This is a genomic window from Sphingobium sp. (assembly GCF_032153725.1).
Taxonomy (GTDB): domain Bacteria; phylum Pseudomonadota; class Alphaproteobacteria; order Sphingomonadales; family Sphingomonadaceae; genus Sphingobium.
This window is the reverse complement of record NZ_JALDYQ010000022.1, coordinates 45,006-64,341: the sequence shown is the minus strand read 5'-3', so window position 1 is coordinate 64,341 and position 19,336 is coordinate 45,006. Positions and strand designations below refer to the sequence as shown.

Sequence of the window (19,336 nt, the reverse complement as noted above, 5' to 3'; positions counted from 1 at the left end):
TCGAAAACTACCGCATCGAAAAGGTGGCCTGAGCCATGAAGAGCGCCGTCATCGTTTTCCCCGGCAGCAATTGCGACCGCGACCTAGCCGTGGCGTTCGAGGCGGCGACTGGCGCGAAGCCCGCCATGATCTGGCACCGCGATACGGAACTGCCCGACGATATCGACCTGATCGGCGTGCCGGGTGGTTTTTCCTATGGCGACTATCTGCGCTCCGGCGCCATGGCCGCGCGCTCGCCGGTGATGCAGGCGGTGGCGAAGGCGGCGGATCGGGGCACCTATGTGCTCGGCATCTGCAACGGTTTCCAGGTGCTGACCGAGAGCGGCCTTCTGCCCGGCGCGCTGCTGCGCAATGCGGGCGGACATTTCGTCTGCCGCGACGTCGCCCTGACGGTCGAGAACGCGCAAAGCGCCTTCACCAGCCGCTACAAGGCTGGCGAGGCGATCAGCTTTCCGGTGGCCCATCATGACGGCAATTATTTCGCCGATGCGCAAACGCTGGACCGACTGGAAGGCGAGGGCCGCGTGGCGCTGCGCTATGCGGAAAGCGTCAACGGCTCGGCGCGGAACATTGCGGGCATTCTCAATGAAACCGGCAATGTGCTGGGCATGATGCCGCATCCCGAACGCGTGATCGAGGCAGCGCATGGCGCAACCGACGGCAAGCGCCTGTTCGAAGGGTTGGTCGAAGGCCTGCTGGCCCGCGCCTGATCGCGCCCTGCCCCGTTCGCGGCAGGACGGGGGCGGCGTTGCGCCCCTCAACCGCCCCGATGATAATCATATTCGAAGGCGCGGCCTTCCTGCTTGGTCAGGATCGCTCCGATGATGGCGCCCCCGGCGCGGCGCAGGCGGTCGACGGCAACGCGCAGGCCACCATGATGGTTGCGCCCCCATTCGACCACCAGCAACGTCACCTGCGCCTTGCTGGCCAGCAGGCAGGCGTCGGACAGGCCCAGGATCGGCGGCGCGTCGATCAGCACCGTGTCATAACGTTCCCGCACCGTCGCCAACAGCGAATCCATCACCGGCGTGATCAGCAGTTCGGCCGGGTTGGGCGGAATCGCGCCGCAGGGAAGCAGGGATACGCCAGGCACGCCGCTTTCCACGATCGCTTCGTCCATCTTCGCCTGTCCCGTCATCAACTCGCTGATGCCCCGGCCCGGAGAGATGCCGAACAGGCTATGCTGCCTGGGTCGCCGCATGTCCGCGTCGATCACCAGCACCCGCTTGCCAAGTTTCGCCAGCGCTTTGGCCAGAGCATGGAGTGTCGAGGACTTGCCCTCTCCCTCCTGAGCACTGGTGACGAGGATCGAGCGCGGCAGCCCCGCAGCCGAACCCAATAGCAACGAAGAGGCCATGGGCGCGAAAATATCCGTCTGGGGCCTTTCGCCCGCGGGAACCGCGCCCAGCAATGGAAGGTTCACCCGTTCAGCCAGCGTGTCGGCGGAGGTCACTGCGTCGTCGAAAATATGCCGCGCCGCCACCATCAGCAGCCCAAGCGCCAGCCCACCGAGCGAAGCGAACAGCATGGTGACGCCGATATTCGGCGATGAAGGCCGCGAAGGGACGGCCGCGCGGTCCAGCGGCTGAATGCGACCCGCTTGGAACCCGGCCTGCGAAGCCATGTCGCGATAGCGCTGAAGCAGGCTGTCGTGCAGCAGACGATAGGTATCCACCTGCCGTTCCAATATGCTCATCTGCACGCCCCGGCCGCGTTCGGCCTGCGCCTGCCGCTCGACGCCCGCGATCTCGGCCTCGATCTGCTTTTCGCCATGGACCGCGACGTCATATTGCTCCTTGAGCGAGGCGCGAATGGTGTTCGCCATCATCTCCGCCTGATCGTCCAGCGCCGCCATCCGCGCGCGCGCTTCCCGCATTTCGGGATGCGCGTCCTTGCGGAACTGACGTTCCTGCACGACCGTGGCCCGCGCCTGCGCGCGTTCGCTCATCAACTGTTGCATTGCGCCATTATTGAGCACTTCAGGCAGGGTTTCGACGCTGGAAAGGCGAGCGCTTTCCCAACGCTTCTGCGCGGCGATCCGGTCCGCCGTCGCCTGCGCGCGGAAGGCATTGAGCTGCGCCAGCCGCGTCGCGGTCGTCCCCTCCGGCACGGCATTGCTGGCGCTGTCCTTTGCTGCCGGATCGGCGGCAGCGCCCGCCCGCGCGGCATAGACCGCCATGTCCCGCTCTGCCCGCTCCAGATCCTGGCGCGCCCCGTCCAGTTCACCCAGCAGGAAGCGCCGGGCCTGAACCCCGGATTCAAAGCCACGCTTCAGGTCGGCGCGGATCAGGCTGTCGGCATAGCTGTTGGCGACGCGAGCCGACAGCACGGGGTCGGCGCTGATAAAGCTGATGCGAATGACACGGGACTTGCCGGGCAGTTCGACCTGCAAATTGTCGCGCAGCAGGCGGACGACCATTTCGGTTTCGACCTGACGCTGGCTGAGCGAGCCCGCGCCTCGGTCCGGCCGGCGGACATCCATGCCGTCGAAAAAGGTGCGGCTGCCGACCAACGCCAGTTCGCGCGCCACATCCTCCGCCAGGGCGCGACTGCGCAGCACTTCCAGTTCGGTCTGCATCAGCGCTTCATTGTCAGAGGGCGTCACCTGCCTCTGCGCGGCGGCTGCGCCCGCGGCGCCTGCCGGAACATCCTCCACTTCGACCGAGGCGGTCGCCCGGTAATCGGGCGTGGAAAGCAGGATGAACACGACGCCCGCCAGTACGCAAAGCGCCATGGTGACGAACAGGATGATGCGATGCCGCCGCACCGCCGTCCACGCGCTGCTGGCGGCTGCTGCGAAACGAGCCGCGCGTCCCTCCATGGTGGCGGAGGTGCTGTCCGCGTCGATCAACAGGCCATGCCCTGTCATCAAAGCCCTCCATCCAGGGCGACGAAACCAGTCCCGACAGCAGGCAGGGCCAACAGCGCGCCACCCAGCATGGCTTTCGCGCGTGACAGGCCGACGATAATGGTGTCGCCGGGCAGGATTTCCGGGTCCGGCGCCTCCCCCTTGCGGATGGCGGACAGGTCGAACATCGCGGCCTTGCGCTGACCGCCCTCCTGCCGCACGACCACGATCTGACCGAGACTGGCGAAGCGGGTCGGCCCTCTGGCCAGAGTCACGGCCTGCAACAGCCCGATGCGGCCATCGAGGGGGAACAGGCCCGGTTCACGGACCTCGCCATCCACGGTGATGCGGCGGCCCACTGCCTTCTTGACGAAAACCGTCACCTGGGGGGAAACGAGATAGCGATCGCCCAGCCGCCCGGCGATGACATCCGATGCCTCCCCTGCGGAAAGGCCCGCGACCGAGACATCGCCCACCAGCGGCAGGCGCACCATGCCCGCCGCCGTCACCTGCGCGTCCTCCAGCGACAGGCCCGGCTCATGATAAACCTGAATACGCAGGACATCGTCGGGTGATATGCGGTAATCGACGCCAAGGGCGGGGGCCGGCGGGATGGCGGCATAGGCGGCCTCTCCCTTCGGCGCATCCTCCACCGTGGAACAGGCGCCTAGCAGCGCGCAGGCCGCTATGATGGCCAGCACCTGGCTCTTGCTGTCGGTCGGCCGGTTCATGCCGTCAAATCCCCGTTTTATTCACGCGGCGCGCTCAAGGCGCGCCGTTTCGGGCGGGGTTAACGGGGTGGCACGGACATGGCAACAACGGGCAGGCCTGAATGCGGGGCCGGCCCGCCGATCAGATGGCGATCCGGGCGTGATCCGGGGTGGCCTGACCAGCACTTGGTCGGCGGGGCTGATCCGGCCATATGCCGCGCGTGTCATACACCGCCTTGTCCGAACGCTCGTCCACCGGAACCGATTTGAACACATCATGATCGACAAGAATGACGAAGACGCCACATTGTTCCAGAGCCGTATCGAGATCCACCAGTTCGGCGCCGGTCCCCGCGAACTCCATGGGCAGGTGATGGGCATAGGGTTCGACCAGCTTGATCCGGCGGCCATAACGCCTGGCGAGGCGCGCGGCGACCTTTACGGCGGGGCTTTCGCGGAAATCATCGATATTGGGTTTGAAGGCGAGGCCGAGGCAGGCGATCTCTTCGCCCGGAAATTCGTCTATCAGGTCGGATGCCTTGGCGACGACATGGTCGGTCTTGCCGTCATTCACTTCGCGGGCGGTACGGATGAGGCGGCTGTTCTGTGGGTCGCCATGAACGATGAACCACGGATCGACCGCGATGCAATGGCCGCCGACGCCGGGGCCGGGTTGCAGGATGTTGACGCGCGGGTGGCGGTTGGCAAGGCGGATGACTTCCCACACGTCGATGTCCATGCGCTCGGCGATCACGGACAGTTCGTTGGCGAAGGCGATGTTGACGTCACGGAAGCTGTTTTCGACCAGTTTCACCATTTCGGCAGCGCGGGCGCTGGTGGTGATGCAGGCGCCGCGCACGAACTGGCGATAGAAGCCCAGCGCCTTGCGGGCGCAGCGCGGGGTGATGCCGCCGATGCAGCGGTCATTGTCGATCAGCTCGACCAGGATGCGGCCGGGCAGCACGCGCTCCGGGCAATAGGCGATGGCAATGTCGCCCTGCCCCCCCTCGATCTGCCCGGGCATTTTGAGATCGGAGCGAAGCTGGGCGAAGAGGTCGCGCATGGCTTCGGTCGTGCCCACCGGTGACGTGGATTCGAGGATGACCGTGTCCCCGGCTTTCAGAACGGCCGCGACGGTGCGAGCGGCTTTCAGGACATGACTGATGTCGGGCGCCCGGTCCTCCGCCACCGGAGTGGGCACGGCGATGATGAAGACATCGCTCGGTTCGACTTCCATGCTGGCGCGCAGCTTGCCGCGTGACACCACGCCCTGCACCAGCCCGTCGAGATCGACTTCCTCGATATGGACGCGCCCCGAATTGACCGTTTCGACGACATGGGCGCTGACGTCCACGCCCACCACCTGCGCGCCCCCTCGCGCGATCAGGGCGGCAGTCGGCAGGCCGATATAGCCAAGGCCAATGACGGAAACCTTCTGCTGGAGCTTGTCGAGGGGCATGGCAATCCTGGGGAAGTCGATGATTTCCCCAGGTTTCTGAACGCAAATGCTGAAGATTTCGGTAACGTCAGGCCGCTTTGTCGAGATCTTCCGCCTGCACGCTCGCAGAGATGATGGTTGCGATGCGCTCGGCCGCGTGGCCGTCCCCGAAAGGATTATGCGCGAGCGCCATGGCGGCATAGGCGGCTGCATCATCAAGCAGCGTGAAGACGGAGCGGACGATCATTGCGCGATCCGTGCCGACCAGCTTGGCCGTTCCGGCAGCGACACCTTCCGGTCGCTCGGTGGTTTCACGCATGACCAGCACCGGCTTGCCGAGCGAGGGCGCCTCTTCCTGCACGCCGCCGCTGTCGGTCAGCACCAGTTCGCACAGGTCGAGCAGCCGGACGAAATGGGGATAGTCGAGCGGCTCGATCATCGCGACGTTGGACAGGCTGCCCAGGACCGCGTCCATCACCGGGCGCACATGGGGATTGGGATGGACGGGGAAAATCACCGCCACATCGGGGCGCGCCGCGATGTCTGCTATGGCGCCGGCGATCGCTTCCATGCCGCCGCCAAAATTCTCGCGACGGTGGCTGGTGACGGCGATGATCCGCTTGTCCGCGAAGCGCCGGGCAAGGCTGTCCAGCCCCGCGGCCATCCGGGGATCGGACAGCAGCCGCTGTCGCGTTGCCAGCAGCGCGTCGATGACCGTGTTGCCGGTGACGTGGATCGTCGCCGGATCGCGATTTTCGGCAAGCAGGGCGTTCGCCGCAGCCTGAGTCGGGGCGAAGTTCATGTCGGCGATGCAGGCCACAACGCGGCGGTTCACCTCTTCCGGCCAAGGGTGGTGGATGTCGCCGCTGCGCAATCCCGCCTCGACATGGGCCACGGGAATCTTGCGGTAATAGGCGGCAAGGCTGGCAACCATGGTCGTCAGCGTGTCGCCATGCACGATGATCCGGTCAGGCCTTTCGGCGTCGAAGGCATGCCCCAGCTCGACGATCAGTTTTGCCGTCAACCCGTCCAGCGTCTGATTGGGCGTCATCACGTCCAGGTCGACATCAGGCACGATCCCGGCAATCTCCAGCACCTGATCAAGCAGGCCGCGATGCTGCGCCGTCACGATCACGCGGGTTTCCACATCCTCCCGTGCCCGCAGCGCGTGGATCACGGGAAACAGCTTGATCGCTTCGGGGCGCGTCCCGAACACCAGCGCAACCTTCATTTCTCGTCCTTTGCAAGCCGCCATTCGGATAAGTGCCTGACAGAAAATGGTAACCATCCCCTGAACATGAGTACCCCGGACGCGCGCTTTCGCATTGGCAAAAACCTATGCTAGAGGCCAGCCGAACCTTCCTCGCAATCAAGGACTGCGTTATTTTATGAAGATCACGATGATCGGCACGGGCTATGTCGGACTTGTGTCAGGGGCCTGCTTCGCCGATTTCGGCCATGACGTGGTGTGCGTGGACAAGGATGCGGGCAAGATCGCGGCGATCGAATCCGGCCGCATGCCGATCTATGAACCCGGCCTCGACCAGTTGGTGGCGAACAACGCTGCGGCGGGGCGGCTGACCTTCACCACCGATCTTGCTACCGGCGTGAAGGGCGCGGAGGCCATCTTCATCGCCGTCGGCACGCCGTCGCGTCGGGGCGATGGGCATGCGGACCTCAGCTATGTCTATGCGGCGGCGAAGGAAATCGCCGAAGCGCTGGATGGGCCCACCGTCATCGTCACCAAGTCCACCGTCCCCGTCGGCACCGGGGATGAGGTTGAGCGCATCGTCAGGGACGCTCGTGGCGATATCGACATTCAGGTGGTGTCCAACCCCGAATTTCTGCGTGAAGGGGCGGCGATCGGCGACTTCAAGCGCCCCGACCGCGTCGTCGTCGGCACCACGGGGAACGAGCGGGCCATCGCCGTGATGGCTCAAATCTACCGGCCGCTGAATCTCAACCAGGCGCCGGTGATGTTCACGGGACGACGGACGGCGGAACTGATCAAATATGCCGCCAACGCTTTTCTGGCGACCAAGATCACCTTCATCAACGAGATGGCGGACCTGTGCGAAGCGGTCGGCGCCGAGGTTCAGGACGTGTCGCGCGGCATTGGCCTGGACAATCGGATCGGGGCGAAATTCCTGCATGCCGGGCCGGGCTATGGCGGGTCCTGCTTCCCGAAGGATACGCTCGCGCTGGTCAAGACCGGGCAGGATTATGACACGCCGATCCGCATCGTCGAAACCGTCGTGCAGGTGAACGACCTGCGCAAACGGGCCATGGGACGCAAGATCGTGAAGGCGCTGGGCGGCGAAGCGCGGGGCAAGACGGTCGCGCTGCTAGGCCTGACGTTCAAGCCCAATACCGACGACATGCGCGACGCGCCCAGCCTGGCCATCGTTCAGGCGCTGGAGGATGCGGGGGCGAAGATCGTCGCTTATGATCCGGAGGGCATGGAGGTCGCGGCGCCCCTGATGCCCGGCGTGACCATGGCAAAGGATGCCTATGAAGCCGCCACCGGGGCCGATGCGCTGGTGTTGGTGACGGAATGGGATGCCTTCCGCGCGCTGGACCTGAAGCGCCTTGCCGCTTCGATGAACGGGCCGGTGCTGGTCGACCTGCGCAACATCTATCCGCGCAGGGAGGCGGAGGCGGCAGGCTTCTCGCTGATCCGCGTCGGGGGCAAGGGCGTTTCGGCCTGATGCTGCTGAAACCAGAGGAAGGGTGCGATGAACACGCCCTTCCCCGGCCGCTTCATTGGGTGATGGCGGCGGCTGCCCTGTTCATCATCACCCTGGTCGTGCCTGTCATCGCAGGACTGAGCTGATCAGGCCTTCAACTTCCATCCCCGCTTGAGCAGCGCGAAGCACAGCAGGCCAAGGGCGATGTTCAGCCCCAGCAGCACCAGGCTGCCCACCAGCACATCGCCATCCGCCGCCGCGACGAAGCCATAGCGGAAGCCCGAAATGGCGTAGAAGAATGGATTGGCATGGCTGATGGCCCGGAACACGGGCGCAAGCCGATCGATGGAATAGAAGGTCCCGGACAGCAATGTCATCGGCCCGATCACGAAATTGGTGATGGCGGCAGCATGATCGAACTTTTCCGCCCAGATCGATGTCAGCACCCCGATAAAGGCCGTGAGGCACGCGCCCATCAGCCCGAACCACAATATGGCCCAGGGATGCGCCGGGGTCACATGCACCCCAGGCCACAGCGCCATCGCGCACCAGAGCGCAAGCCCCACGCAAACCGCCCGGGTCACCGCCGCGCCCACGATCGCCAACAGCAATTCACTGACCGACAGCGGCGGCATCAGATAATCGATCAGCGTTCCCTGCATCTTGCCGGCAAGAAGCGAGAAGCTGCTGTTGGCAAAGGCATTGTTCATCATGCCCATGATCATCAGCCCCGGGGCGATGAAATCGGCGAAGGGCACGCCCAGCACGTGGCGATTGGCGCCACCCAGCGCCAGGGTGAAGATAACCAGGAACATCAGCGTCGTGACGGCCGGCGCCCAGATGGTCTGGAGCTGCACCTTCATGAAGCGCCGCACTTCCTTCCGGTAAAGCGCGCGGGTCCCGGCCCAGTTCACATTGCGGATCACGATCTCGCCCGGTTCATGGAAAGGCCGGGACATGGAAGCCGCAATTGGAGATTGGGCAATTTTGGACTGGTCGTTCATGGTCGGATCGACTATCGGCTGAGGGGTTGTGCCGCAAGGGCGTTGTGCGCGGGAAATTGAACCCGCGTAGGCGCGCTCCCATATAGGGCGCCAATTTGAGATTTTGAGGAGTCATTCATTGTCCTGGACCGACGAGCGCATCGACCAGCTCAAGGCAATGTGGGAACGTGGCCTGACCGCCAGCCAGATCGCGGATGAACTGGGCGGCGTCAGCCGAAATGCGGTGATCGGCAAGGCCCATCGCCTGGGTCTGCAATCGCGCCCTTCCCCCGTGAAAGCCAACGAAGCGCCGAAAAAAGCGGCTACGCCCGCGCGCAAGCCCGCGCCTGAAGCCGAGGCGCCCAAGCCGGCACCGCCGGTGCAGCATGCCGCCCCCGCGCCGATCCGCTCGGCCGCGCCTGCCCCGGCCCCGGTGTCGGCCACTCCGGCAGCGGAAGCGCCTGCCGCGCCCCAACCGCGCATCATCTCGGTCGGCCCCGGCGGTTTCCTGCGTCAGGGGCCCGGCGATCAACAGGCGCCAATTCCGCCCGCTCCGCCGCGCCGCCTGGTCCCGGCCAAGCCCAGCCCGGAAATCGCCGGCAAGACGACGCTGTTGGATCTGACCGAGCGAATCTGCAAATGGCCCATGGGCCATCCGGGCGAGCCGGACTTCCATTTCTGCGGCGAAACGGTGAACCCCGGCTTCCCCTATTGCGTCGAACATTGCGGCCGTGCCTATCAGGCTCAGCTGCCGCGCGGCACGCGGCGTCCGCCGCCGCCATTGCCCTTTGGCGGGCCGCGGGTTCGGTAAAGGCATTTATCCACAGGAAGGGGCCGGTTCTGAACAGGACCGGCCCTTTTCCTTTGCGCGTCCCGCTTGCGTGAGACGCACGCCCGCTTATAGCTATCACCCATGTCCGATCTGTTCGAGAGCCAGCCCTCCTCCTCCCCCGGCTATGACGCCTCCGCCATTGAAGTGCTGGAAGGACTGGAGCCGGTTCGCCGCCGTCCCGGCATGTATATTGGCGGCACGGATGAGCGCGCGTTGCATCACCTGGCCAGCGAAGTGCTGGACAACAGCATGGACGAAGCGGTCGCGGGCCATGCCACCCGGATCGAAATCACGCTGGAACCGGGCAACAGGCTGACCATCACCGACAATGGCCGCGGCATCCCGGTCGATCCGCATCCGAAATTCCCGGGCAAGTCGGCGCTGGAAGTGATCATGACCACGCTCCATTCGGGCGGCAAGTTCACGGACAAGGCCTATGCGACCTCCGGTGGCCTGCATGGCGTGGGCATCAGCGTGGTGAACGCGCTGTCGATCATCACCGTGGTGGAAGTCGCGCGGAACAAGGAACTGTTCCGCCAGAGCTTCACCCAGGGCCTGCCCAGCAGCGGCCTTGAAAAGGTCGGCGCGGCGCCCAACCGACGCGGTACATCGGTCAGCTTCGTGCCCGATCATGAGATTTTCGGAGAGCAGAAGTTCAAGCCCTCCCGCCTGTACCGGCTGGCGCGGTCAAAGGCCTATCTGTTCGCGGGCGTGGAAATCCGCTGGAAATGCGCGCCGGAGCTGATCAGCGACGACACGCCGCCCGAGGCGGTGTTCCAGTTCCCCGGCGGCCTTGCCGATCATCTGAAGGAACAGGTCGGCGACCGTGAATGCGCGACCAGTGCCTTTTTCTCCGGCTCGCAGGATTTCCCCGAGGCAGCGGGGCGGGTCGAATGGGCGGTGGCATGGCCACTCTGGTCCGACGGCAGCTATAGCTGGTATTGCAACACCATCCCGACGCCCGATGGCGGAACGCATGAAACGGGTTTGCGCGCGGCGCTCGTGAAAGGCATTCGTGCCTTTGGCGAATTGGTCGGGCAGAAGAAGGCGAAGGACATCACCGCCGACGACATCGTGACCTCTTCGGAGGTCATGCTGTCGGTCTTCATCCGCGACCCGCAATTCCAGAGCCAGACCAAGGACCGCCTCACCAGCCCGGAAGCCGCGCGGCTGGTCGAAAACGCCATGCGCGACCATTTCGACCATTATCTGTCGGACCATATGGAGCGCGGCAAGGCGCTGCTCGCCTATGTGCTCGACCGGATGGACGAGCGGCTGAAACGCAAGCAGGAGAAGGAGGTCAAGCGCAAGACCGCCACCAGCGCGCGCAAGCTGCGTCTGCCGGGCAAGCTGACCGATTGCTCCAACGACGACCCGGAGGGCGCGGAAATCTTCCTGGTGGAGGGGGACTCGGCCGGCGGCTCGGCCAAGCAGGCGCGCGATCGCAAGACGCAGGCGATCCTGCCTCTACGCGGCAAGATATTGAACGTCGCGTCAGCCAATACGGCCAAGATCCTCGCCAATCAGGAAATTGCCGACATGATCCTGGCGCTGGGCTGCGGCACGCGCAAGGACTGCAACCCGGACAGCCTGCGCTACGAACGCATCGTCATCATGACCGACGCCGACGTCGACGGCGCGCATATCGCGACGCTGCTGATGACCTTTTTCTTTCAGGAGATGCCGGAACTGGTGCGACGCGGGCATCTCTATCTGGCGCAGCCTCCGCTCTATCGCCTGACGGCCGGGGGCAAGAGCCTCTATGCCAAGGACGACGCCCATCGCGAGGCAATTCTGCGCAAGGAGTTCAAGGGCAAGAAGGTCGACGTCAGCCGCTTCAAGGGCCTGGGCGAGATGAATCCCGGCCAGTTGCGCGAAACGACCATGGACCCCAAAAGCCGGAGCCTCATACGCGTGACCCTGCCCGACGATATCGAGGACCGACAACAGGTGCGCGAACTGGTCGATCGGCTGATGGGCACCAATCCCGCGCATCGATTTGCTTTCATTCAGGAAAATGCTGCGAATGTGGATGAAGAAACCATCGACGCCTAAAGCGGGTTCAACTCGGAAGCGCAGACCAGCACAGCTATAAATCGCAGCGATCCGGCTTTTTCGCGATTCGTGCCTAGCGCCGCGTTAACCAGCGCGGCGCACCGGATGTTCAATTTTTGGCGCGATACGGGCAAGCATGTCAGGCTTCGCCCCGCTCCCTCGCCTTGTCGCGCTTCGCGCCGCTCCTGCCCTGCTGCTGGCGACGGCGAGCGGTCATGCCCTGGCACAAGCGCCCCTCGCGGCCTTTCCGGACGGCTTCAACGGCCTGAGCCGTGTTGACTATACGCCCGCCGACCGCATTTCCGCCAATCTTCTCGCCGGCGGAATGAGCCGTCTGGCCGCGATCAGCGCGCAGCAGGGAGGAGCCATTGCGCCACCGTGGATTGCGCGGCCGGTTCTTTCCGATACGATTGTCAACGATCGCCGCATCAACGATTTCATCGGCAAGCTGCCCGGCTGGCAGTTGCAGGGCATCCGATTATCCGTCGTTCCACCGTTGTTCAGCTATCGCCAGCCGGATCTGATGCCGGGCTTCATGCGCGGTTTTGCGCCCACGCCAACAGCGATGATCCCGCAGACCAGCAGCTTCATCATACCGGTTCGTCCTGTCCCCGCGATGTCCGGCCAAACTGTTCCGCGCAATGGCCAGCCCGATGTCTTCGGCTCTGTCGCGGTGCCGATTTCCCGCACCCTGCTCGACGGCAAATGGGCCGCAGCGACCGGCGCATTGCCCGGCAGCAGTCTTTGGAACGGCCTCATCCACGCTGCCCGGAGCACCGCCGGCCGGCAGCAGGTGGAAATGATCAACAACTGGGTCAATCGACGGCTGCGCTTCGTGGATGACCGGCAGGGCGCCGACAATTGGGCTTCGGCGGCGCGGACGCTGCAAAGCGGGACGGGCGACTGCGAAGATTACGCCATCGCCAAGATGAAGCTGCTAGAAGCCGCTGGTTTCGACCGGCACGCCATGTTCCTGATCATCGCCCGCGACCTGGTGCGGCAGGCGGACCACGCCGTGCTGGCGGTGCGGATCGACGGCGATCTGATGATTCTCGACAATATGACCGACCGGGTGCTGCCTTCGTCCAGCGTCAGCGATTACCGGCCGATCATGAGCTTCAATGCCTTTGGCCGCTGGACCCATGGCTATCGCGTGACGACGCCGCAACCGGTTCAGTTCGCGGCGCGCTGAACGCTCACCGCTCCCGCAAAGCCTCCGACCGGGCCTTCATGATGGGCTTGAGCAGATAGGCCAATACCGACTTGCGGCCGGTCAGGATTTCCACATCGCATACCATGCCGGGCGTGATCGGCAGCTTATGTGCGCCCGAGCCGAGCCAGGCGCGATCGGTTTCCACGACCACGGTGAAATAGGCCTCGCGCGTGGCTTCATCGTATACGCTGTCGGCCGACACCTGCTGCACCGTGCCGGTGAGCCCGCCATAAATGGAGAAGTCATAGGCCGTCACCTTCACCACGGCGCGGTCGCCGGTCTTGATGAAGGCGATGTCGTTGGGTTTCACCCGCGCCTCGACCAGCAGTTTCTCTCCCACCGGCACGATCTGCATGATCTTCTGGCCGGGGCTGACATAGCCGCCGATGGTCGTCACCTGAACGTCGTTCACCACGCCGTCGACCGGCGAGCGGATTTCGGCGCGCTGCGCCCGGCCCTTGGCCCCGCGCAAGGATTCGCTGTTGACGGCAATCTTGGCTTCCAGCTGGCTGCGTTCGTTGAGCGCATCCTGACGGAACTGGTAGTTCGCTTCGGACAGTTGCGCCTGGGCTTCGCGGATGGCGGCCGACGCGCGGGAAGCCTGTTGCTGGGCAGCGTTGAGGCGGCCCTGCGCATCCACCAGTTCGCGACGGGCATCGAGCAGTTCGGTTTGGGGAATGATCGACTTGGCCGCCAGCGGTTCCAGCATCGCCACGCGCTGACGCGCCAGCTGGACGCTGCCGCCAAGGCTGTCGATGGTCGCCTGCGCTTCACCCAGTTCGCGGCGGCGCTGGTCGACCTGCGCGGACATGGCGTCCTGTTTGGAGCGCAGCGCGGATTGGCGCACTGCGGCCAGCGCCTGTTCCTGCTGGCATTCCGGTCCGCCTGTCGCGCAGGCCGCGCCGGTGCCCGTGCCTTCCCTCTCCAGACGCCCGGCACGCGCCGTCAGCGAACGGGTTTCGGCCTGAATCTGTCCCAGTTCCGATGCCAGCATCGCATCGTCCAGCCGCACCAGCAACTGCCCTTTGCCCACCTTCTGGCCGGAGCGGACGAGGATTTCCTCGATCGTGGTGGGCTCGGCGGACTGGATGACCTGTGCCTTGCTGGACGGGATCACCCTGCCCTGCCCATGCGTCACTTCATCCACCGGCGCGAGGCTGGCCCACATCAGGAAGACCAGCATGCCGCCGCCGCTGTAGAGGATGACCTGCTTGTTGCCCGGCTGCCCCCGCAGCCAGCTTACCCAGCGCGAAATCATGGTTGCACCCCCTGGATATTATGGTCGTCGGCCGCGAGCGCGACCGACGCAGCCTTTTGCTGTCGGGCGAGCATGTCGCTCAGCGCGCCACCGCTTGTCGAAGGATCGGAAATGGAAAGCGTCCAGCCCTTGGTCGGGTCCATGCGGCCACCGACATCATTGGCCGCGCGTCGCTCAGGGAGCGCCGCGACAGACGGATAGTCGATGACCGGCTCTGGCGCCGTGGCAAAACGCGACGGGTCGAAGGCCGGAATGCGCTCGCCACCTGCATAGCGGCCGGTGAATGCGCCCGGCTGGCCCCAGCCGCCGGGCCAGCGATAGAAGATATGCGCGCCGACCTGCACCAGCTTCGCCAGATGCGGCGCCCAGCGCGGGAAGACATAATCGGCATGATAATGAGTCGCGGTGCCGACATCCTTCTCTACCCGACCGCCAAGGGCATCGACAGCAATCCGCTTCGCGCGGTCCCACAGGGCCGGGAGTGGGTGCCGGGCCAACGACCCGTCGCAGACGAAGCTGAACTGGCAGACCGAAGCGTTGAAGCGCTGGTAGACGACGCCGCACACCGTCTTCGCGAAGGCGGGGTGGCGGACGCGGTTCAGCACCACCTGCGCGACGGCGCGCTGGCCGCTTTCGGGTTCGCGGGCCGCTTCATAATAGACGGCTTGGGTCAGGCACTGGAGCGCGCGATCATGATCCTCTCCTGCCATCGCCAAAGCGCGGAAGGGCTTGGCCGACGCGATCGTGCCGTCGGCAAAACCAAGGCGCTGATTCTCCTCACGGGCCTTGTCGCCCTCCGCCGCTGCATCACCCTGTTCCGTCATCTGAACCAGCGCCAGATATTGGCGCGGGATCGCCGGCGCGGCTTCCACGATCTTCGCCTGCACGGCAGGACGGGGCTGTTCATGGTGCCAGAGTGCCGCCGTCGCGACCGCCAATGCAACCGGCGCGGCGATGCCGACGCTGCGAACCAGAACGCTCATTGCCCCGCTCCCCGCTGGAGCTGGCCGATGATCTCATCGCGCGGACCATCGGCCAGCACCACGCCCTGATCGATCACGATCAACCGGTCCACGATCCGCAGCAGCGCATGGCGGTGGGTCGATACGATCAGCGTCTGATCGGGCTCCAGCGCCTTTTCCAGATGATCGATGAACAGATTCTCTGTCTGATTGTCCATCGCGCCCGTCGGCTCGTCGAGGAAGAGCAGCTTCGCCGGTTCCACCAGCGCCCGCGCCAGCACCAGGAAACTGCGCTGTCCACCGGAGAGGCGGTTGCCGCGCTCCCCGATATGCAAGTCGAATCCTGCCGCGTCCCGCCCAAAGAAGCGCGATGCGCCCGAACGCTCCAGCGCCTCCAGCAGCTTTTCGTCGCTGGCTTCGCGTGCGCCCAGCAGCAGATTCTCGCGCACCGATCCGCTGAACAGTTCGGCATCCTGCCCGACATAGCGGAAGGCGGAGCGCAGCTCATGCGGGTGATATTGACGGCTATCGACATCATCGATGGTCAGTACGCCCCCCGTCGGCGGATAAAGGCCGCAGATCACCCGGCCCAGCGTCGACTTGCCCGACGCCACGCGCCCGATCAGGCCGATGCGCTCGCCCGGCTCGATGCGGAGATCAACGCCACGCAGGCTCGCTTGGCTGGCGCCGGGATAGGCGAACTCCAGATCCTGCGCGACAATGGCACCCTTGCGGATTCTGGGAATGATGCCGCGCGCGCCGTCCAGCCGCTCGTCGGGCTGATCGATCAGCGTCTGAAGGCTGTCGAGCGTCGTCATCGCCTGCCGCGCCCGCACGATGACGAAAGCAAGCTGCCCCACCGGCGCCAGTGAGCGACCGGCCAGCATGACGATGGCGATGATGGCGCCCATCGAAATGTCGCCCGCCGCGAACATGTAGAAGCCGCCGATCACCAGCGCGATGCTCGTCACCTGCTGACAGAGGGCGGCCAGCGTGACGCTCTTGGAAGAGAGGCGCCGCAGCTTTTCCTGCGTCGCCGCGCTCATCCGCGCATAGCGGCGCCAGCGTTCCAGCATCCGCCCTTCCGCACGGCAGGCCTTCAGCGTCTCGATGCCCCCGATCGCCTCGACCAGCGCGGCGTTTTGCAGGCTGGAGTCCGCCTGCGCATCGCGTGACAGGCGGGCCATCGACCGTTGCAGGAAAAATCCTGCGCTCGCCATGATCCCCATCATGACGACCGGCACGATGGCCAGCCAGCCCCCCAGAAGCGCGATGATGCCGACGAAGAAGAACAGAAACGCAATGTCCACCACCAGTACCACGGTGGTCGAGGTGAAGAATTCACGGACGCTTTCAAACTCGGTGACGCGCCGTGCCAGCGCGCCGGTGCTGCCCGCCCGGGCAGCAAGCGGCGTATTCAGCACCTTTTCGAACAGGCGCTGGGATAGGCGTTCGTCAATCTCCCGCCCGGCCTCGTCAACCAGTCTGGCGCGGGCGATCCGCAGCGCGAAGTCGAGGCTGAAGGCCAGCATGACGCCGACGCCCAGCACCCAGAGACTGGAGGCAGCCTTGTTCGGGATGATGCGGTCATAGACGTTCATCGTGAACAACGGCAGCGCGAAGGCGAGCAGGTTGATGATCGCCGCGGCCAGCATGACGTAGCCGAAGCCGCCGCGAGCGCGCCAGACTTCGCGCCAGAACCAGTGCTGGCGGGCGCGTTCGTCCCAGGGGCGTTCCTCTGCGCGCTCGCGGCCATGATCGGCCATGACGACCAGCGCCTCGCCGGTGAAATAGCCTTCAAGATCGCTGAGCGGCGCCCAGACCGCTTCACTCGCATGCGGCAATTGCACCAGCGCATCGCCGGCCTTGATATCCAGCAGCAGCAGGAAGCGTCCACCCCGGAGCGGCAATATGGCGGGCAGATTGCCCGACCGCCATTTGTCCAGCCGACCCCGGACGTGATCGCTCAAAAGGCCAATCTGGTCCAGCGCGGATTCCGCCTGATGAAAGGGCAAACGCCCGGATTCATCGACGGCGAGGCCAGCGCGAAGGCTTACGATGCCCGGCGAGCGGTCGAAATGCCGTGCCGCATGGGCAATGCTTTCGACCAGCTCGTCGCTTGGCGTGCCATGATGGTCCAGCCATTCGGCCAGACTGAGTGTGCTTCGTTCCAACATTGTTTCCCCGCCCATCCGGGCTTGCGCCCGGATGGCCCCAATTATGAAACTCAGCCCGGATAACGCCGCCGCTGCAATTCAGCGGGCGGCAGATCCGGGACATTATAGGTCTTGCGCGCATCGGCCTTGGCGTCCGAGGGCACTGCGAGGCCAAGCGTGTCCAGCAGCGTGTTGGTGGCCGCCAATATCTGATATTGCGCGAAAATCTCCGAGAAACGCGCCGTTTCGGTCCGCACCTGCGTGTTGAAACGAGTGTTCTGGCTGTCCAGCACGTCCAGCAGCGAACGCCGCCCGACATTGAACTGCTCGCGATAGGACACCAACAGCCCATCGGACACCGTGCCCTGCCGCGACAGGTCGGTGACGCGCTTCTTTTCCGTGTCCCAGCGATTCCAGGCGGTGCGGACGTCTTCTTCCGCCTCGCGCTGGCGCTGGCTGAGGCGGAAACGCGCCTCGCTGCTCCGGCGGGTCATTTCCTGGACCTTTGCCCGGTTGATGCCACCGTTATAGAGTTGCCAGCGGACCACCACCCGGCCCTGAATGTCGTTGGTGTTGCCCTTGAAGCCGTCCACGTCCTGTCCGACGCGGCCGGTCCCTTCCAGCGACACCGTCGGCCCAAGCTCCGACTTCGCCTCATCGACCACGGCATGGGCCGCCTGAATGTCTGCCTCCGCCTCGCGGACCAGCGGATTGTTGGTGCGCGCGGCGGCAATGGCCTCATCCAGCGTCGGCGGCACGGCGCTCATCACCGGGTCGGGCATCGTCACCTGATCGATGGAAAGGCCGGTCAACGTGCGGAACTGGATGGCCGCATTGGTCATGTCCTGCTCCGCCTCGCTCTTGCGGACGAGGGCGGCCTGGAGCCTTTCCTCTGCCTGCTGCTGGTCGGCGATGCTGATCGACCCCTTGCTCACGCCCTCGCCCAGATCGCCCAGCAGCTTGCGGTGGAAGGCGATATTGTCCTCCGCCGCCGCCACGACCCGCTGCTGGAGCATATAGTCGAGATATTGGCGCGTGACGTTCAAGGCGACGAATTGCGAACGTTCACCGACGCGCAGGGCCGCGCCGTCCGTCCGCGCCGCCTGCCGCCGCTTTTCCGCGCTGCGATAGCCGGAGTCCCAGACGGTTTCCTCCGCCCGGATGCTCGCTTCGAGCGGCCAGAGCGTCTGGTCGTCAAGGTTGAGCGCACGGCGAGTAGCGTTCTCCAGACGACGGACACCCGCCGCGCCCTCCACGCTCACGCGAGGCAGATAGAGCCCCTGCGCCTGTTCACGTTCGAATTCGATCGCTTCCTTGTTCTGGATCGCCTGGTTGATTTCCGGATGGCTGTCGATCGCGGCCGCGATCGCACTCTTCAGATCCGTGGTCTGGGCCCAGCCCGTGCTCACCATAGCCGCCGCACAAAGGGCGATCAGGCTGCCGCATGTCTTGCGCATGATAGTCATGCCTTCCTCCCCTTAATTCGCGCTGGCGGTGATTTCGACCCGACGGTTCATCGGTTCGCGCACACCATCGGCGGTTTCGATCTTCAGCTGGGTTTCGCCCAGACCGGTGACGATCATGGCATCGGTCGGGATGCCGCCCTGGCTCATCAGGCTGGCGACATTCTGCGCCCGGCGCATCGACAGACCGTCATTATAGCGATTGCCCCCCGACGTGTCGGTGTAACCGGTGACGCCGAAGCGCTTCCACCCGCATTGCGCAGCCGTCTGCGTCAGCGTGGTGATGGTGTTCGCCCCCTCTGGCAGCGGCGTGTCCATGTTCCAGTCGAAGAAGATGGACACCGCCGGTGCCGTACAGTCCAGCGCGGGTGGGGCTGAAGCTGCCGACACCGGCGGCGGTGGCGGCGCCGAGAGGCGTGCCACAAAGTCGTCGCACTTGTTGATGCTGTCCGCATCCTTCGTGCCGGATTTGATGAAACCGATGGCGATGCCGCACTGGTTCTTCGCCTCGACGGCATAGGTCCAGCGGCTGTCCTGCGCGGCGCGCAGCGTGGGATCGCCCACGCCCTTGACCGCCGTGTCGTAACGGCTGGTCAAGGCGTCCCTGAGTTCCGATTTGCCAAGTTGCAGCAAGGGCGAAGCAGGCGCCGCCCAGGCTGTGGTCGTCAGCACGGCGGTTGCCAGTCCGGCAGCCGCCACCCTCCCCAACGCATTTCCCATATTCATTCTCC

16 protein-coding genes are annotated in these 19,336 nt (G+C 65.0%); 6 read left to right on the top strand and 10 right to left on the bottom strand.

Going from position 1 to position 19,336, the window contains the following annotated elements:
* Positions 1-35 precede the first annotated feature (35 nt).
* Positions 36-710 carry a phosphoribosylformylglycinamidine synthase subunit PurQ gene (gene purQ, locus RUH75_RS09610; RefSeq protein WP_313805081.1) on the top strand — a complete coding sequence of 225 codons (675 nt, stop codon included), beginning with the start codon at positions 36-38 and terminating at the stop codon, positions 708-710.
* Between the two features lie 47 nt (positions 711-757).
* On the opposite strand, the gene RUH75_RS09605 is transcribed toward purQ, so the two are convergent.
* The 4 genes from RUH75_RS09605 to wecB all read right to left on the bottom strand — a co-directional run bounded on the left by RUH75_RS09605 (position 758) and on the right by wecB (position 6,227).
* The gene (locus RUH75_RS09605; RefSeq protein ID WP_313805078.1) at positions 758-2,869 is read right to left on the bottom strand and encodes a polysaccharide biosynthesis tyrosine autokinase; all 2,112 of its coding nucleotides are present in this window, start codon (positions 2,867-2,869) and stop codon (positions 758-760) included.
* A complete protein-coding gene (locus RUH75_RS09600; RefSeq protein ID WP_313805075.1) occupies positions 2,869-3,579 on the bottom strand; it encodes a polysaccharide biosynthesis/export family protein in 711 nt (236 codons plus the stop codon). Before RUH75_RS09600 ends, RUH75_RS09605 begins: the two co-directional genes overlap by 1 nt.
* 121 nt (positions 3,580-3,700) lie before the next feature.
* Positions 3,701-5,017 (bottom strand): UDP-N-acetyl-D-mannosamine dehydrogenase, encoded by a 1,317-nt coding sequence (gene wecC / locus RUH75_RS09595; protein WP_313805072.1) that lies wholly within the window; start codon positions 5,015-5,017, stop codon positions 3,701-3,703.
* A 67-nt stretch (positions 5,018-5,084) separates the two neighbouring features.
* On the bottom strand, positions 5,085-6,227 hold the full coding sequence (gene wecB / locus RUH75_RS09590; RefSeq protein WP_313805070.1) for a non-hydrolyzing UDP-N-acetylglucosamine 2-epimerase: 1,143 nt from the start codon (positions 6,225-6,227) through the stop codon (positions 5,085-5,087).
* Between the two features lie 157 nt (positions 6,228-6,384).
* Between wecB and RUH75_RS09585 the strand changes: the two genes are divergently transcribed.
* Together RUH75_RS09585 and RUH75_RS09580 are read left to right on the top strand one after the other, a co-directional pair.
* On the top strand, positions 6,385-7,704 hold the full coding sequence (locus tag RUH75_RS09585; protein ID WP_313805068.1) for a UDP-glucose/GDP-mannose dehydrogenase family protein: 1,320 nt from the start codon (positions 6,385-6,387) through the stop codon (positions 7,702-7,704).
* Positions 7,704-7,829: a hypothetical protein gene (locus RUH75_RS09580; protein ID WP_313805066.1), complete on the top strand. Its 126-nt coding sequence runs from the start codon at positions 7,704-7,706 to the stop codon at positions 7,827-7,829. The genes RUH75_RS09585 and RUH75_RS09580 overlap by 1 nt, the downstream gene beginning before the upstream one ends.
* Here the strand turns inward: RUH75_RS09580 and RUH75_RS09575 are convergent, their stop codons facing one another.
* On the bottom strand, positions 7,830-8,687 hold the full coding sequence (locus RUH75_RS09575) for an ABC transporter permease (protein WP_313805064.1): 858 nt from the start codon (positions 8,685-8,687) through the stop codon (positions 7,830-7,832).
* A 118-nt stretch (positions 8,688-8,805) separates the two neighbouring features.
* On the opposite strand from RUH75_RS09575, the gene RUH75_RS09570 reads away from it, so the two are divergent.
* The 3 genes from RUH75_RS09570 (at position 8,806) to RUH75_RS09560 (ending at position 12,745) form a co-directional block, all read left to right on the top strand.
* Entirely contained in the window at positions 8,806-9,477 is a 672-nt protein-coding gene (locus RUH75_RS09570; RefSeq protein ID WP_313805056.1) for a GcrA family cell cycle regulator, read from the top strand.
* A gap of 102 nt (positions 9,478-9,579) precedes the next feature.
* The gene (gene parE / locus RUH75_RS09565) at positions 9,580-11,553 is read left to right on the top strand and encodes a DNA topoisomerase IV subunit B (RefSeq protein ID WP_313805053.1); all 1,974 of its coding nucleotides are present in this window, start codon (positions 9,580-9,582) and stop codon (positions 11,551-11,553) included.
* Between the two features lie 136 nt (positions 11,554-11,689).
* Positions 11,690-12,745: a transglutaminase-like cysteine peptidase gene (locus tag RUH75_RS09560; protein ID WP_313805046.1), complete on the top strand. Its 1,056-nt coding sequence runs from the start codon at positions 11,690-11,692 to the stop codon at positions 12,743-12,745.
* A gap of 4 nt (positions 12,746-12,749) precedes the next feature.
* Here the strand turns inward: RUH75_RS09560 and RUH75_RS09555 are convergent, their stop codons facing one another.
* The 5 genes from RUH75_RS09555 to RUH75_RS09535 are packed head-to-tail and all read right to left on the bottom strand — an operon-like array spanning position 12,750 to position 19,325.
* Positions 12,750-14,024: an HlyD family type I secretion periplasmic adaptor subunit gene (locus RUH75_RS09555; RefSeq protein ID WP_313805040.1), complete on the bottom strand. Its 1,275-nt coding sequence runs from the start codon at positions 14,022-14,024 to the stop codon at positions 12,750-12,752.
* Positions 14,021-15,007 carry a cell wall hydrolase gene (locus RUH75_RS09550; protein WP_313805037.1) on the bottom strand — a complete coding sequence of 329 codons (987 nt, stop codon included), beginning with the start codon at positions 15,005-15,007 and terminating at the stop codon, positions 14,021-14,023. The genes RUH75_RS09555 and RUH75_RS09550 overlap by 4 nt, the downstream gene beginning before the upstream one ends.
* Entirely contained in the window at positions 15,004-17,163 is a 2,160-nt protein-coding gene (locus RUH75_RS09545) for a type I secretion system permease/ATPase (protein WP_313805034.1), read from the bottom strand. The genes RUH75_RS09550 and RUH75_RS09545 overlap by 4 nt, the downstream gene beginning before the upstream one ends.
* A gap of 50 nt (positions 17,164-17,213) precedes the next feature.
* Complete coding sequence (locus RUH75_RS09540; protein ID WP_313805031.1) at positions 17,214-18,608, bottom strand: TolC family protein; 1,395 nt, start codon at positions 18,606-18,608, stop codon at positions 17,214-17,216.
* Between the two features lie 12 nt (positions 18,609-18,620).
* Positions 18,621-19,325 (bottom strand): OmpA family protein, encoded by a 705-nt coding sequence (locus RUH75_RS09535; protein ID WP_313805028.1) that lies wholly within the window; start codon positions 19,323-19,325, stop codon positions 18,621-18,623.
* Positions 19,326-19,336: the final 11 nt, after the last annotated feature.